12 protein-coding genes are annotated in these 14,545 nt (G+C 72.5%); 3 read left to right on the top strand and 9 right to left on the bottom strand.

The window, feature by feature from the left end:
* Nucleotides 1-149: 149 nt before the first annotated feature.
* Together ACTWP9_RS14955 and ACTWP9_RS14950 are read right to left on the bottom strand one after the other, a co-directional pair.
* Nucleotides 150-908: a hypothetical protein gene (locus tag ACTWP9_RS14955; protein WP_443246611.1), complete on the bottom strand. Its 759-nt coding sequence runs from the start codon at nucleotides 906-908 to the stop codon at nucleotides 150-152.
* A 453-nt stretch (nucleotides 909-1,361) separates the two neighbouring features.
* Nucleotides 1,362-2,255 (bottom strand): LysR substrate-binding domain-containing protein, encoded by an 894-nt coding sequence (locus ACTWP9_RS14950; protein ID WP_443246610.1) that lies wholly within the window; start codon nucleotides 2,253-2,255, stop codon nucleotides 1,362-1,364.
* A gap of 206 nt (nucleotides 2,256-2,461) precedes the next feature.
* On the opposite strand from ACTWP9_RS14950, the gene ACTWP9_RS14945 reads away from it, so the two are divergent.
* Nucleotides 2,462-3,289 carry an oxidoreductase gene (locus ACTWP9_RS14945; protein ID WP_443246609.1) on the top strand — a complete coding sequence of 276 codons (828 nt, stop codon included), beginning with the start codon at nucleotides 2,462-2,464 and terminating at the stop codon, nucleotides 3,287-3,289.
* A 38-nt stretch (nucleotides 3,290-3,327) separates the two neighbouring features.
* Here ACTWP9_RS14945 and ACTWP9_RS14940 read toward each other — a convergent pair whose 3' ends face one another.
* The 3 genes from ACTWP9_RS14940 to ACTWP9_RS14930 form a co-directional block, all read right to left on the bottom strand.
* The gene (locus ACTWP9_RS14940) at nucleotides 3,328-4,791 is read right to left on the bottom strand and encodes an SWIM zinc finger family protein (RefSeq protein WP_443246608.1); all 1,464 of its coding nucleotides are present in this window, start codon (nucleotides 4,789-4,791) and stop codon (nucleotides 3,328-3,330) included.
* Nucleotides 4,788-7,826, bottom strand: a complete 3,039-nt coding sequence (locus tag ACTWP9_RS14935) for an SNF2-related protein (protein WP_443246607.1) — start codon at nucleotides 7,824-7,826, stop codon at nucleotides 4,788-4,790. Before ACTWP9_RS14935 ends, ACTWP9_RS14940 begins: the two co-directional genes overlap by 4 nt.
* Nucleotides 7,827-7,980: 154 nt before the next feature.
* Nucleotides 7,981-8,376, bottom strand: coding sequence for a hypothetical protein (locus ACTWP9_RS14930; protein WP_443246606.1), 396 nt, complete (start codon nucleotides 8,374-8,376; stop codon nucleotides 7,981-7,983).
* Between the two features lie 80 nt (nucleotides 8,377-8,456).
* On the opposite strand from ACTWP9_RS14930, the gene ACTWP9_RS14925 reads away from it, so the two are divergent.
* Both ACTWP9_RS14925 and ACTWP9_RS14920 read left to right on the top strand, forming a co-directional pair.
* Nucleotides 8,457-9,698 (top strand): amidase family protein, encoded by a 1,242-nt coding sequence (locus ACTWP9_RS14925; protein ID WP_443246605.1) that lies wholly within the window; start codon nucleotides 8,457-8,459, stop codon nucleotides 9,696-9,698.
* The gene (locus ACTWP9_RS14920) at nucleotides 9,698-10,246 is read left to right on the top strand and encodes a hypothetical protein (RefSeq protein ID WP_443246604.1); all 549 of its coding nucleotides are present in this window, start codon (nucleotides 9,698-9,700) and stop codon (nucleotides 10,244-10,246) included. The genes ACTWP9_RS14925 and ACTWP9_RS14920 overlap by 1 nt, the downstream gene beginning before the upstream one ends.
* A gap of 32 nt (nucleotides 10,247-10,278) precedes the next feature.
* Here ACTWP9_RS14920 and ACTWP9_RS14915 read toward each other — a convergent pair whose 3' ends face one another.
* From ACTWP9_RS14915 to rpsA, 4 genes are all read right to left on the bottom strand, one after another.
* Nucleotides 10,279-10,674, bottom strand: coding sequence for a tetratricopeptide repeat protein (locus tag ACTWP9_RS14915; RefSeq protein WP_443246603.1), 396 nt, complete (start codon nucleotides 10,672-10,674; stop codon nucleotides 10,279-10,281).
* A 192-nt stretch (nucleotides 10,675-10,866) separates the two neighbouring features.
* Nucleotides 10,867-11,463, bottom strand: a complete 597-nt coding sequence (gene coaE / locus ACTWP9_RS14910) for a dephospho-CoA kinase (RefSeq protein ID WP_443246602.1) — start codon at nucleotides 11,461-11,463, stop codon at nucleotides 10,867-10,869.
* 38 nt (nucleotides 11,464-11,501) lie between these two features.
* On the bottom strand, nucleotides 11,502-12,455 hold the full coding sequence (locus ACTWP9_RS14905; RefSeq protein WP_443246733.1) for a PAC2 family protein: 954 nt from the start codon (nucleotides 12,453-12,455) through the stop codon (nucleotides 11,502-11,504).
* 325 nt (nucleotides 12,456-12,780) lie between these two features.
* Entirely contained in the window at nucleotides 12,781-14,307 is a 1,527-nt protein-coding gene (gene rpsA / locus ACTWP9_RS14900) for a 30S ribosomal protein S1 (protein ID WP_443246601.1), read from the bottom strand.
* Nucleotides 14,308-14,545: the final 238 nt, after the last annotated feature.

Here is a 14,545-nt window from a genome sequence, read left to right as displayed (position 1 = left end):
ACCTCAAGTTATCGGCCGGGCTCCAGCCGTCCGGCGCCGACCTCAAGCTGCGGGCTGCCGAACGGGGTTGCGCCGCGGACAAGCCGACGGCGCCGCGTTCGGGGAACGCGGCGCCGTGCGGAGAGGGGTCGGCCGACCGGCGAGCGGCGTCACCCGTACGGGTTGCTGCGGGGGTCGGCGGGGGCGCCGCCCTGCTGACCCGGGTTGCCGTAGTACTGGCCCGGCTGCTGCGGCTGCTGCTGGGGCGGGGCCGCCGGGGCGCCAGGGGCCTGCGGGTTGCCGTAGTGCTGGCCGGGCTGGGGCTGCTGCTGAGGCTGCTGGTAGCCGCCGGGGGCCTGCGGCTGGGCGTACGGCTGACCCTGCGGCTGGCCCTGCGGGGGCTGACCCTGCGGCTGACCCTGCGGGGGCTGCTGTGCGTAGCCCTGCTGGGGCTGGGCCTGAGGGGCGTAGCCCTGCTGCGGCGCGTAACCCTGCGGGGCACCACCCTGCGGACCGGGCGTGCTCCCGACGATGGCGAGCAGTTCCTCCAGCTCGTTGCGCCACATACGGTGGATGTTGATGCGCACCGGCTTGGCCTCGCCCGGCAGCGCCATGTGGTAGAAGCTCCACAGCGGGTTCAGCTGGATCTCACCGAAGAGCGGCCGTGCTTGGTCGCGCGGGATGGCGTGCACGATTTCCTTCGGACGCTGCGAGAAACGGGACATCTGCTGCACCAGCAGGGCCTGTTCGGTGACCGTGATGAAGTAGTACTTGATCAAGAGCTGGCCGATCAGCCCGAGAAACCCGACACTGAGCCACGGGGTCGGCCCCGCGACAGTGGCGACCGTGACCAGCGGCCGGTCTCCGGGCGCTTGTTGGGCAATGGCCTCGGCCACCTGCTTCTTCATCGTCGCCTTACGAAAGGCCATCGGACCGCTCCTCGCTGCGTTCGCCGCGCTGTACGGCGCTGTCTTTGCGTTCGGCGCAGAGTACTCGCCGAAGGTGACAGTTCTCCTGCCCGGGGGCCACAGCCCGGTGGCTCAGGGTGGGCGTGGAACCAAGGAACAGACCAGGACCGGTCAACGTGCGGTCATGAGCGGTCAAAAATTCTGCAGCGCCCGCACTGCATCTTCCGTCCCGAAAAAGGGAGTTGGCGCCGTCCGATGGCCGTTCGCCCGTTACCCCTCAGCGAGGACGACAAAGCCGTGATGACGGTCACAGTGGCGGCCGGGCAGCACCTGGTATGGACAGGTCGTGGAGGAACTGCTCAGGGCGGGCGACGTCGAGCGGGCGGCCGGGGGCGACGCACAGGTCGTACGGGCGGCGCAGGGCCGGGACGGCGACGTCGGCCAGAGCAGGACGAACGTCGGCGTCAGTCCGGATCAGACGCCCGCTACCTCGGCCGCCGCCCGAAGATAGGCGTGGACGAGAGGGCGGTCGTCGTCGGCGCGGCGGGCGACCGCCAGCCGGCTCGGCGTCACGCCCACGACGCGGCGGGTGATCACGCCGCCGCGCATCAGCAGCGGCGCGTTGCCGTCCGCCAGCAGGCACACGCCCTGACCGCCGACGAGGGCTTCATAGGTCTCCTCGGAACTGCTCACCTCGGCACCGACGACCGGTTCACGTCCCCCGCGGGCGTCCGTCGCGAGCCAGTAGTCGCGCAGCGGCCCGGCGCTTTTCGGCAGTGCGAGGAACGGTTCGTCGAGCAGGTCGGCGAAGTCGACTGCCGGGCGCCCGGCCAGCCGGTGGGTGTCGGGCAGCGCGACCAGCCGCGGTTCCTGAGCCACCACGGTCCAGCCGTAGCGCTCCGCCTCGGGCAGCGGCAGCCAGACGAAGGCCACGTCGCTGGTGCCGTCCGCCAGCCCCGCGGTGGCGTCGTCCCAGCTGAACTGCCGCACCGTCAGCGCGGCTTCGGGGTGCTCGGCGGTGACGCGCGACCGGACGGCGGGCAGCAGACCGCCCCGCCCGGGGCTGGTGCTCATGCCGATCACCAGGCCGGCCCGCTGCGCCGCCCTGACGGCCTCGACCGCCTCCCAGCCCGTCTGCCACTCGGCCAGCACCCGTTGGGCGTACGGCAGCAGGGCGGCGCCTGCACGTGTCAGCGCCACGCCCCGCCGGTCCCGCTCGAACAGGGCCACGCCGAGCGTCCGCTCCAGCATGCGGATCTGCTTGCTCAGCGCGGGCTGCGAGACGAACAGCCGCTCGGCAGCCCGGGTGAAGTGCAGTTCCTCCGCCACCGCTACGAAATACCGCAGATCCCGACCATGCACATCCATAACCGTTGGTTATCACGGAAGGTCTTGGACGTGCGACGGAGTTGTCGAGGAGTCTTGCTTCCCGACGGCTCCCGACGGCTCCTGCCGACTCCTGTCGGCTCCTGCCGGCTTCCCAAGGGCCCTGGCCGCGAACGGCGTCGGTCCGGAACCGGACACGGGATGAGCCGTACCGAGACGAGCCGGAACTGGAACGAGACGGAGAACCGATGAGCAGAGTGTGGCTGGTGACGGGCGCCAACAGCGGGTTCGGACGGGCGATCACCGAGGCGGCCGTGGCCGCGGGCGACACCGTGGTGGCGGCGGTGCGCCGCACCTCGACCCTGGACGACCTCGTTGCGGCACACCCCGACCAGGTGGACCCCGTCCATATGGACGTCACCGACAGCGAGCAGGCAGCGGCGGTTGCCGCCGAGGTGATCGCCCGGCACGGCAGGATCGATGTGCTGGTCAACAACGCCGGACGTACCCACGTCGGTGCCCTGGAGGAGACCTCCGAAGCGGAACTGCGTGCCCTGTTCGACGTGCACGTCTTCGGCCCCGCCGCACTCGTCCGCGCCGTCCTGCCGCACATGCGGGAACGCCGTGCGGGCGCCATCGTGCAACTCAGCAGCATGGGCGGCCAGCTGTCCTTCGCCGGGTTCGGGGCGTACAGCGCCACGAAGTTCGCCCTGGAGGGGATGTCCGAGGCGCTGGCGGACGAGGTGGCGCCGTACGGCATCAGGGTGCTGATCGTCGAACCCGGATCGTTCCGTACCGGCCTGTTCAGCGCGGGCACCGCCAGCGCTGAGACGGGACCGTACGCGGACACCGTCGGCCCCACCCGCCGCATGATCGAGGCCAGTGACGGCAAGCAGCCCGGCGACCCGGCCAAGGCCGCCGCCGCCATCCTCACCGCCCTCGACGCCGAGCAGACCCCGCTTCGCCTCCCGCTGGGCGACGACGCCGTGCACGCCGTCCTCGGCCACCTGGACCGCGTCCGCACGGAGATCGAAGGTTGGGAGACGGTCGCGCGCGGCACAGCGATCGACGCGTAGGTCTCTCCGGGTCGGGGCGAGGGTGCGCGGAACGGCGGTCAGTGTTCCCGGAGTCCGGTGAGGGCCTGTACCGGATCGGGGGCGGCGGGGCCTTCCGGCCACCAGTCGCGCCGGTCGGGGGATTCCGGCTGCGAGGTCTCCTCGGGCGCGGCCCGGTACGGGTACCAGCGGCCGTCGCGCCCGTAACGGAGCTGGACGGGGCGGGTGGTGTGGGTGAGGTGGTTGCGGTGGATGGTCATCGTGATGCCGAGGCCCGCCAGGGCGCTGCGCCCGCGGTCGAAGTCGCCCGCGGGCGGGTCCCAGGCGGTTTCGAGTACGCCGAGCCCCGCCGGGCCGCCCTGCCGCCAGGCCGCCGCGGCACGGGCCAGCTCCAGCGCATCCCGGCCCGCCGACCGCGCCAGTGCGGCGAAGAGCGAGGTGAGGCTGCGACGGCCGGTCAGCTGTGGGTGAGTGGCGGCGAGGCGGATGGTGTCGTGCCAGAGCGAGAGTTCTGGCAGCGGGTCGCCGTCTTCCGCGGCTCCCGGCCCCTCCTCGGCGTTGCCCTCCGCCGACATCGCCGTCAGCGCAAGCCGGGCCCGGGTGGCGGCGTCGGTCGCCAGGAAGGTGAGGGCGTCGGCGCTGGGGGCTCCGGGCAGGTCGGGGAACGTACCCGGCTCGCCGGGAGCTTCCGGCAGCGGCAGCAGCTCGGGCAGCGGAGGCCGTACGGCGGTGGCGAACACCTCCCTCGCGGGCACAGTGCTGCTCAACTGCCGCTGGGCGGGAAGGACACCGGGGACGCCCGGAGAAACGCCCGGCAGCACGCGGTCGGCACCGGCGCCGGTGCCCTCCTGCTGCGCGGAGCTTCGGCCGTGCGGCGCGGAGCTCATACTCTGCTGCTCAGCGCTTCTGCCCTGCCGCGCGGTACCTGTGTCCTGCCGCGCGACGCTTCTGCGCGCCACCTCCTCCCGTACGGTCTCCGCTTCCCGGCCCCGCACCAGGAGCAGTGCCCAAGGGTCGGCGTCCAGCAGACGTCCCGTCTCGTAGCCGAGCGCTGCCGCGTGTTTGCACGGGTGGCCCTGGTCCGGACAGCTGCATGCGGGGATGAGCTCGCCCGCGTCGGGGAGGAGCTGCACGCCGGCCGACCGGGCCGTGGCCGCCACGCCGGGCGGTATCTCCCCGTCGAGCAGCGCCGCCGCATCCACCGGCCGGGCCGCGACCGCCGCCAGGAAGGCGTCCCACTCCTCCTCCGACAGCATGGGCAGCCGCCATTCGGCGCGGTAGGGGCGGGGACGGCTGCCGTGCACATACGCCGTGACCCGGCCGGGCCCCACCCGCACCGCGGACACTCCCCCGGCACCCGCCCGGCCCGAGCCGAAACCCTGGCCCGCACGCGCGTACGCCCGCCCGCGCTCCAGCCGGGCCAAGTCCCGCGCGGCTCCCTCCATCGCGCGCAGCCACGCCCCGCCCCAGCTCTCCGTCACCCTCTCCGGGCCTGCCCCGCGGGCCTGCCCGGCGCCGTTCACGGCTGCCTCCGCAGCGACACCAGGTCGGCCAGCTGCGCGTCGGTCAGCTCCGTCAGTGCGGCCTCTCCGCCGCTCAGCACCGCATCGGCCAACTGCTTCTTCGCCGCGAGCAGTTGGGCGATGCGGTCCTCCACGGTGCCCTGCGTCAGCAGTCGGTGCACCTGCACGGGCTGGGTCTGGCCGATGCGGTAGGCGCGGTCGGTGGCCTGCTCCTCGACGGCCGGGTTCCACCAGCGGTCGTAGTGGACGACATGCCCGGCGCGGGTCAGATTGAGGCCGGTGCCCGCCGCCTTGAGCGACAGCAGGAAGACGGGTACCTCACCGGACTGGAAGGCGTCCACCATCTCCTCCCGCCGTCCCACCGGCGTCCCCCCGTGCAGGAGCTGTGCCCCGATCCGGCGCTCGGCCAGGTGCGCCTGGAGCAGCCGCGCCATCGCCACGTACTGCGTGAACACCAGCACCGAGCCGCCCTCGGCCAGGATCGTCCCCAGCAGTTCGTCCAGCAGTCCGAGCTTGCCGGAGCGGCCAGGGAGCCGTCCGTCTGCTCCCTCCCGCAGATACTGCGCCGGATGGTTGCAGATCTGCTTGAGCGCGGTCAGCAGCTTCATCACCAGGCCGCGCCGTTCGATGCCCTCCGCCGCCTCGATCCGAGCCAGGGTCTCGCGCACCACGGCCTCGTACAGCGCCACCTGCTCCCTGCTGAGTTCGACCGTGTGGTCGGTCTCCGTCTTGGGCGGCAGCTCGGGGACGATGCCCGGGTCGGACTTCTTGCGGCGCAGCAGGAAGGGGCGCACGAGCCGGGCCAGCCGCTCCGTCGCCTCCGGGTCCTCACCGCCCTCGACGGCGCGGGCGTGCCGGGCGCGGAAGGTCTTGAGCGGGCCGAGCAGTCCCGGCGTCGTCCAGTCGAGCAGCGCCCACAGCTCCGACAGGTTGTTCTCGACGGGCGTGCCGGTGAGGGCGACCCGGGCGGCGGCAGGGAGCGTACGCAGTGCGCGGGCCGTGGCGGAGTAGGCGTTCTTCACATGCTGGGCCTCGTCCGCGACGACAAGACCCCACTCACGCGCGGCGAGCTGCTCCGCGCTGCTGCGGAGCGTGCCGTAGGTCGTCAGGACGAACCCGGCATCGGACTCCGCGTCGGACTCCGCCCCCGGCCCGGCGCCGGAGCCGTCACCGCCCAGCCCTTCCAGGGTGCGCCCGGGCCCGTGGAAGCGGCGTACGGGGACATCGGGTGCGAACCGTGCCAGCTCCCGCTGCCAGTTGCCCAGCAGCGACGCGGGGCACACCACCAGCGTCGGCGCCGTTTCGCCCCGCTCGGCGCGGCGCAGGTGGAGGGCGATGAGCGTGACGGTCTTGCCCAGTCCCATGTCGTCGGCGAGGCAACCGCCCAGCCCGAGCGAGGTCATCAAATCCAGCCAGGCGAGCCCTCGCCGCTGATAGCCGCGCAGCCGGGCCTGCAGCCGGGCGGGCGGGGCCACGTCCGCTGCGGCCGGATCGGTCGCGCCGCCGAGCCTGTCCCGGAGCGCCGCCAGGGCACCCTCCGGCACCGCCTCGACCCGCTCGCCGTCCACCTCGGCCTCGCCCGACAGCGCGGCGGCCAGCGCGTCGCCGGGCGAGAGCAGCCCCAGATGCCGCTTGCGTGCTTTGCGCACCAGCTCCGGGTCGACCAGCACCCACTGGTCGCGCAGCCGCACCAGCGGACGGTGCGCCTCGGCCAGCTCGTCCATCTCGCCCTCGGTGAGCGGTTCCCCGTCGAGCGCCAGCTGCCAGCGGAATTCGAGCAGCTGCTGCTCCTTGAAGAAGCCGAACCCGTCGGCTGCCGAGCCCGGCGCCTGCGGACTCGTCCGCACCACCGCCGTAGCGCTCAGCAGGTCGCGGACGAGCGCACGCGGCCAGTGCACGGCCACGTCCGCAGCGGCCAGCTCGCGGGCCTTGCGACCCAGCAGATCGTTCAGCTCCTCCTCCGTCAGCGGGAGCACATCGGGCGTGGGCCGCTCCAGCAGTCGTCCGAGCGGCGGCCAGACCCGCGCCGCGCGGCGCACCGCCAGCACGGTGTCCACCCGGGCCCGCGGCCCCAGATACTCCGCCTCCCCCTGCCACAGCGCCGCCACGTCCGCCACCAACGTCGCGTCCGTGATGCTCGTCGCCTGCACGACCGCCGCCGCGACGTACGGCTCTGCGGACGTGGAGCCGGACCGGCTCCCCCGGCCTTCGGGAGGGCCGTCCCCGCCGTTCGCCCCTTCGGGATCCGGGCCCGCACCCTCGGGATCCGGGTTCGGGCCGCCGTCGAAGATCCGGTCCGCCGACAGGTCGAGCCGGAGGGAGATCCGGATTCCGGCCTCCGTACCCGCCGCGACCTCGGCCGCCCACTCCCGCAGCCGGGGATACCGCTCGGAGAGCCGCTGCGGTTCCCGCCCCGCGAACGCCGGTCCCGTGGCAGCGGGACCAGCAGGCGTACGGGGCAGCACATCGGCGACCGCGTCCAGGAAGGCCCGTACGAGCCCTTCCGGCTCCGGCACCCGGATCTGCCCGCCGGTCGGTTGCCGCCCGGCCCCGGCCTGGGACGGCTCTCCCGAGGGGGCCGCACCTGACCGGACCGGGACCGCATGGGCCTCCGGCGGCATGGCGGCGGCCACCGCGCTCAGGTGCGCCACATCCTCCGCGTCCAGCGGGCCCGCCAACCACACATCCGTGTCCCCCTCACCGAGTCCCGGCATCAGGCGCCCCCGGGCGACCAGCCGCAGCCCCTGCAGCGCAGCCGCACCCCAGCACGCGGCGGCCGGATGCGCGCGCCCGTCCGTCCGCGCCCTCATCAGGACGGGCAGCGCTTCCCGCACCGGCAGCCGGCGCGCAGCCACCACTCGCCGCCGCACTCCCTTTCCGTACGGCCGCACCACGGTCAGCTCTCCGGGCTCCCCCACCTCGGGCAGCTCGCCCTCGTCGTCACGCCAGAACGCCACCCGTCCCTGCCGGGGCACCTCCCCCGGCAGGAAAACGGCGGCACACCGCAGGAGGTCCGCACCGCTCCCCGACCCCATACGCGCCACCGCCTCCGCACACCTGACTCCGACCTCGCCTGCGAGTCTAGGAGCGGCCACTGACAATCCCCCCGACGATCAAGGGACCTGCTGGCCAGGCCCTCGGCAGAGGGAAAGCTGCGGATCGGCCGGGCGGCTGCCCGGCGTTCCCGGGTCAGCCCAGATTGATCCCGCCGTGAATGTCGCGGGCCTGGATGACGGGGCCGTTCACCTGCGCCGATCCGGACACGGTGCTGTGGACCTCGGAGTGCTCGACGCGCAGCGCCGGGGCGTGTCGTTCGGCCCAGCCGCGCAACAGGGCGGCGAACTCCTCATCGGCGCGAGCCTGCTCACCGAGCCAGCAGGTCAGGACGCGGACCTGCTCGCTGTCTGCCGGGTCGACGGCCGTCAACCGGACCTCGTCCGGTTCGCCGTCGGGGCGACGACCGCCCACCCGCCGTACGAGCGACAGCAGGGACTCCCAGGCGGACTGCCCGGCCGCGCTGGCGGCACCGCCGGCAACGGCTGAGGCGGCGGTGGTGGCGAGGGCGAGGGCAGGCTCAACGTCCATACGACATACGGTAGATCGCCCACAGGCGCCCCGCCAGACCGCACCCGGTTGTACCGTTTCTGGGGAACGGGGGGTTGCCGATGAACGGGGACAGCAGCGCCGCACCGCCCGCCCCGCGGTCCGATCCGCGCGGCGCAGCCGCATACGGCAGCATGCCGGCATGCGAGATCGCCGACGAGGTGACTGCGGGCCGGCTGTCCGCCCGCGAGGTGGCGCGAGCAGCACTGGCACGGATCGCCGAAGCCGACGAGTCGATACGGGCGTTCACCGAGGTGTGGCCCGCACGGGCCGCTGCGTACGCGGCGGACGTCGACCGGGCCGTCCGGGCAGGTGACCGGCTGCCGCTGGCCGGGGTGCCGTTGGCGGTCAAGGCCACACAACGCGTCTCGTCCCGGCAGGTGGCCCGGCTGGTGGCCGCGGGCTGTGTGCCGGTCGGGGCCACCGCCACGCCCGGCGCGGCCACCGGGTGGCAGACGTGGGGCGCCACCGACCGTGGTCCCACCCTCAACCCCCTCGACCCGGACCGGAGTCCGGGCGGCTCGTCGGCCGGTTCTGCTGCCGCCGTGGCGGCAGGGATGGTACCGCTCGCCACCGGAAGCGACGGTGCGGGCTCCGTGCGCATCCCCGCCGCGTGGTGTGCTGTCCTCGGCGTGAAGACGACAGGCGGGTTGCTGCCCGTTCCGGGCCGGTCCGGCGGATGCGCCCGACGCAGCGTGCCCGGCCCGCTGGCCCGTACGGCGGCCGACGCGGCTGCTTACCTGGCCGCGCTCACCGGCACCGCCCCGCCGCTGCTCGCGCCCCCGGTGCGCCCGCTGCGGACGGCTTGGTCGGCGACGTTGGGCTTCGCCGACACACAGCAGCCGGTCGCCGCGACGGCGCGTACGTTTCTGGACCTCCTGGCCCGGGCCGGCGGCACCGTCCCCCGTTCCGTGTCCGTTCGGCTGCCGGATCCCGCCGGTTGCTGGCAGGCGCTCCGTTCCGACCCGCACAACCTGGCAGGCCACGAATCGGCTGCCTCCGCCACAGTCGCCGCTCTCATCGCCGAGCTGGACCGGGTCTTCGGGGAGGTGGATCTGATCGCCACCCCGACCACCCCCAATCCACCACATGGCCACGAAGGGCCGGGAGAGACCATGAGCGTTGCCCTCACCTGGGCGTTCAACATCACAGGCCACCCGGCGATCAGCCTCCCCGCCGGGCGCACGGCCGCCGGGGACCCGGTCGGCCTGCAACTCGTGGCCCCGCACGGCCGGGAAACCGACCTCCTGGCCGTCGCAGCGGCAGCCGAGGCCGCGGCAGCCGGAACAGCGGAGGCGCGCTGATGGCCGCCGGCGAGTCGCGGCGCCCGCTGCTCATGCTGGACGTCGACGGTCCGCTCAACCCGTTCGCCGCGCGCTGGCCGCGCCGTCCACGCGGCTATCGCACACATCAGATGCTGCCGCCCAGCTATGTGGCGCGGCGGGAGGCCGCCGGGCGGGACGCATCGCCACTGCGCGTACGGCTGAACGCCGCACACGGGAAGCGGCTGCTGGGGCTGGGGTACGACCTCGTCTGGGCGACCACCTGGGGCGCCGAGGCCAACGAGTACATCGGGCCGCTGCTGGGGCTGCCGCGGCTGCCGGTCGTCGAGTGGGGCGAGATCGTGCCTGAGCTGGACGGGTTGCTGTTCAAGACCCGGCATGTGGTGGCGTGGGCGGCCGGGCGGCCGTTCGCGTGGGTGGACGACGCGCTGACGGCGAAGGAGCGCCGGTTCGTCGGCACCCACCATCCCGGACCCGCCCTCCTCCACCACGTGGACCCTCGGCGCGGACTGCGCGCGGAAGACTTCGCCGCGCTGGCCCGCTGGGCCGAGGAATACCCGGACGAGTAGTCAAGGTGGGCCGGCCGGTCGCGCCTTCCGGATCAGTTGCCGAGATCCGTCGCCCCGGGCTCCGGCGGCTCGTAGCTGTCGAACCCCGCGGCCTCCACGAAGTCCGGCCGGGGGTTGAGCGCGGCGGCGAGCTTGAAGTGAGCACGGGCCTCGTCGTCCCGGGAGGCCCGCTGCAGCGTACGGGCCAGCGCGAAGTGCGCGAACGCGTTGTCGGGCTCGCGCTCCAGCACCCACTGGAACTCCTGCTCGGCCGACTGCAGCCGTGCCGCCAGAAAGTACGCACGCGCGCGCAGCAGGCGGGCACCCCGGTGCTCGGGGTGCTCTTCGATCACGTTGTCCAGAAGGTCGACCGCACCGCGCGGGTCACGCGCTTGCAGCAGCTGCTCCGCCGCGCGGAACTGGATGACGTTCGTCTCGGGGCTCGTCACAACACTGCCCTTCCTTCGACTCTCGCCTCGGCACAACGTCGGGCTGCCCGTGACCATTCCCAGGGCATGCCCGGCCGGGGGCTGGGGAGCATATGCCCCGCGAACAGGCGGAGCGAACGAAAATCGGCCCTCGGACGCGGATCAGCCCAGCCGCGCCAGCCTGCGGCCGGCATCAGCGCCCACTGCCGCCGATCAGCCGTGCAGCGCTTCCCAGACCTCGCGTACCCGGGGGGCCAGCTTCTCCAGCGGGCCGTTGTTGTCGATCACGATGTCGGCGACCGCCAGCCGCTCTTCGCGGCCGGCCTGCGCGGCCATCCGGGCCCGCGCCTCGTCCTCGGCCATACCGCGCAGCCGCACCAGCCGGTCGAGCCTGGTCTCGGGGGCGGCGTCCACGACGACGACCTTGTCGTAGAGCGGGGCGAGTCCGTTCTCCACCAGCAGCGGCACATCGTGCACCACGACCGCGTCCTCGTCGGCCTCGCGGGCGGCCCGCTCCAGCTCGGCGGAGCGCTCGCCCACCAGCGGGTGGACGATCGCGTTCAGCGCGGCCAGCCGCTCGGGGTCGGCGAAGACCAGGGAGCCCAGCCGCGGCCGGTCGAGGCTGCCGTCCGGAGCCAGGATCTCCGCGCCGAACTCGGCGACGACCGCCGCCAGCCCCGGCGTACCCGGCTCCACGACCTCCCGTGCGATCCGGTCCGCGTCGACGATGACCGCTCCGCACTCGGCGAACAGCCGCGACACCTCGCTCTTGCCCGAACCGATCCCGCCCGTGAGACCCACCTTCACCATGCGGCACACGCTATACGCTGCCCGCGCGGTGCCGGGACTCAGTCCGGTTGCCCGCCCTCGGAGCCGGGGCCCTGCTGGCTCTCCCGGTCGGCGAGGAACTGTTCGAAGACGGCGCCGAGCTCCTCGGCCGAAGGCAGCTCGTTGGGCTCTGCCACCAGGTTGCCGCGTGTCTCGGCCCCTGCCACCGCGTCGTACTGCTGTTCAAGGCCCCGGACGACCGACACCAGCTCCTCGTCGCCCTCCGCCAGCTGCCGCTCGATCTCGTTCTGCGTCCGCAGCGCCTCCGTACGCAGCGCGTGCGCCACCTCCGGAAGGACCAGGCCCGTCGCGGAGGTGATCGCCTCGGTGACGACCAGCGCGGCGTCGGGATATGTGGACCGTGCGATGTAGTGCGGCACATGGGCGACGACGCCGAGCACGTCGTGCCCGCTCTCCGCCAGCCGCAGCTCGGTCAGCGCCGATGCGCTGCCCGGCACCTGCGCCTCGTCGAAGACGGACCGCTGGGCCGGCACCAGGTCGGTACGGTTGCCGTGCGGAGTGAGGCCGACGGGGCGGGTGTGCGGGACGCCCATGGGGATGCCGTGGAACGTGACGGACAGTCTGACCCGTACCCGCTCCACAATTTCGGAGACCGCCGCAGTGAAGCCCTCCCACTCGTTGTCCGGCTCCGGCCCGGACAGCAGCAGGAACGGCGCGCCCGTCGCATCCCGCATCAGCCGCAGCTCCAGCTGTGGCGTCTCGTACGACACCCAGCGGTCCCGGCGGAACGTCATCATCGGGCGGCGTGCGCGGTAGTCGAGCAGGCGGTCGACGTCGAAGCGGGCCACGGTGAGGTACGGCTGGCTCTCCAGCAGTCGCTCCACGATCTGGTCGCCGGTGTCACCGGCGTCCATGAAGCCCTCGAAGTGGTACAGCATCACCAGTCCGGCGCTGTCCGGTTCCTCGATGATCGCGTCGACGGCATCGAGTCCGGCCTGATCCCACGCGTACATAGCTTCCCGCTTCTGTGCCATGTCCTTCCCAACGCCGCTGCCCCATAAGGCATTCCCTCCCACTGCTCCGGCCCACCTTCTTCCCGCCGCAACGGTGCTCGGCCCGACCGGCGGCGTTCGGCGGTGCCGAACCACCCCGGCCGAGGTCGGCTCGGCACCTCCCCCGGACTCCGTCCGGGCGGTACCCCAGAGGTCGTGGGGGTTCGCCGGCGTCGCGGCGGAAAGGGGGTGGCGGTCGGCGGGAAGCAGCCCGGGAAAGGGACGAGGCCCGCACCCCCGGTGGGGGTGCGGGCCTCGTTTTCGGCTTACGCCTCGCGGCGAGCGACTAGCTCTGGCCGCCGGCCAGCTTCTCGCGGAGCGCGGCGAGCGCCTCGTCGGACGCCAGCGCCCCCGAGTCCTCCTCCGAGCCCTCGGACGAGTAGGAGCCGCCGCCGCCCTGGCCGCCGCCACCGCCGCCCTGCGGGGCACCGGCGGCGCCGCCGCCGGTGGCACCCTCGGCCGCGGCCTGCTCGTCGGCCTCGCGGGACTTGATGACCTGCGCCTGGTGCTGCTCGAAGCGAGCCTGCGCCTCGGCGTACTGGCGCTCCCACTCCTCGCGCTGCTTCTCGTAACCCGGCAGCCAGTCGTTGGCCTCCGGGTCGAAGCCCTCGGGGTAGATGTAGTTGCCCTGGTCGTCGTAGGACGCGGCCATGCCGTAGAGCGTCGGGTCGAACTCGACGGCGGTCGGGTCCGCACCGAAGGACTCGTTGGCCTGCTTCAGCGAGAGGCTGATGCGGCGGCGCTCCAGGTCGATGTCGATGACCTTGACGAAGATCTCGTCGTTGACCTGGACGACCTGCTCCGGGATCTCCACGTGGCGCTCGGCCAGCTCGGAGATGTGGACCAGACCCTCGATGCCCTCGTCGACGCGGACGAACGCACCGAACGGCACCAGCTTGGTGACCTTGCCGGGGACGACCTGGCCGATCTGGTGGGTCCGGGCGAACTGCTGCCACGGGTCTTCTTGGGTCGCCTTGAGCGACAGGGACACACGCTCGCGGTCCATGTCGACGTCCAGGACCTCGACCGTGACCTCCTGGCCGACCTCGACGACCTCGGAGGGGTGGTCGATGTGCTTCCAGGACAGCTCGGAGACGTGGACCAGACCATCGACGCCACCCAGGTCCACGAAGGCACCGAAGTTGACGATGGAGGAGACGACGCCGGAGCGCACCTGGCCCTTCTGGAGGGTGGTGAGGAAGGTCTGGCGGACCTCGCTCTGGGTCTGCTCCAGCCAGGCGCGGCGGGAGAGAACCACGTTGTTGCGGTTCTTGTCCAGCTCGATGATCTTGGCCTCGAGCTCCTTGCCGACGTACGGCTGGAGGTCGCGGACGCGGCGCATCTCGACCAGGGAGGCCGGGAGGAAGCCGCGCAGGCCGATGTCGAGGATGAGGCCGCCCTTGACGACCTCGATGACGGTACCGGTGACGATCCCGTCCTCTTCCTTGATCTTCTCGATGGTGCCCCAGGCACGCTCGTACTGGGCGCGCTTCTTCGAGAGGATCAGGCGCCCTTCCTTGTCCTCCTTCTGGAGAACCAGGGCTTCGATCTCGTCACCGACGGCGACGACCTCGTTCGGGTCGACGTCGTGCTTGATCGACAGCTCTCGGGAAGGGATGACGCCTTCGGTCTTGTAACCGATGTCGAGCAGGACCTCGTCCCGGTCGACCTTCACGATGACGCCGTCGACGATGTCGCCGTCGTTGAAGTACTTGATCGTCTCGTCGATCGCGGCGAGGAAGGCTTCCTCGGAACCGATGTCGTTGACCGCAACCTGCGGGGTGGTGGCGGAAGTCTCGGTGCTGCTCGTCATGTGGGAAAGGGTCTCCGGTACGGACATGAAGTCGTAGGTACTGCTACGCCGAGGACCCTTTGATCGCACCACACATGCAAGTCAGCCGGAGAGCCAGGAAAGCCGGGAACCCGAGGGGACATACAGCCGATGCGAGCGCGGCCTGCTCCGTCCGAGGCACGCAGGCCCGCAGCGCAACTTGTAGCATACGGGGGCCGCTGGGCATGGTCAATGCGCGAAAGAGCACACCTGGGATACA

It is taken from the genome of Streptomyces sp. 3N207, from assembly GCF_052246355.1.
Classification (GTDB): Bacteria; Actinomycetota; Actinomycetes; order Streptomycetales; family Streptomycetaceae; genus Streptomyces.
The sequence above is the reverse complement of the archived record's forward strand: the minus strand, read 5'-3'. Positions and strand labels throughout refer to the sequence as shown.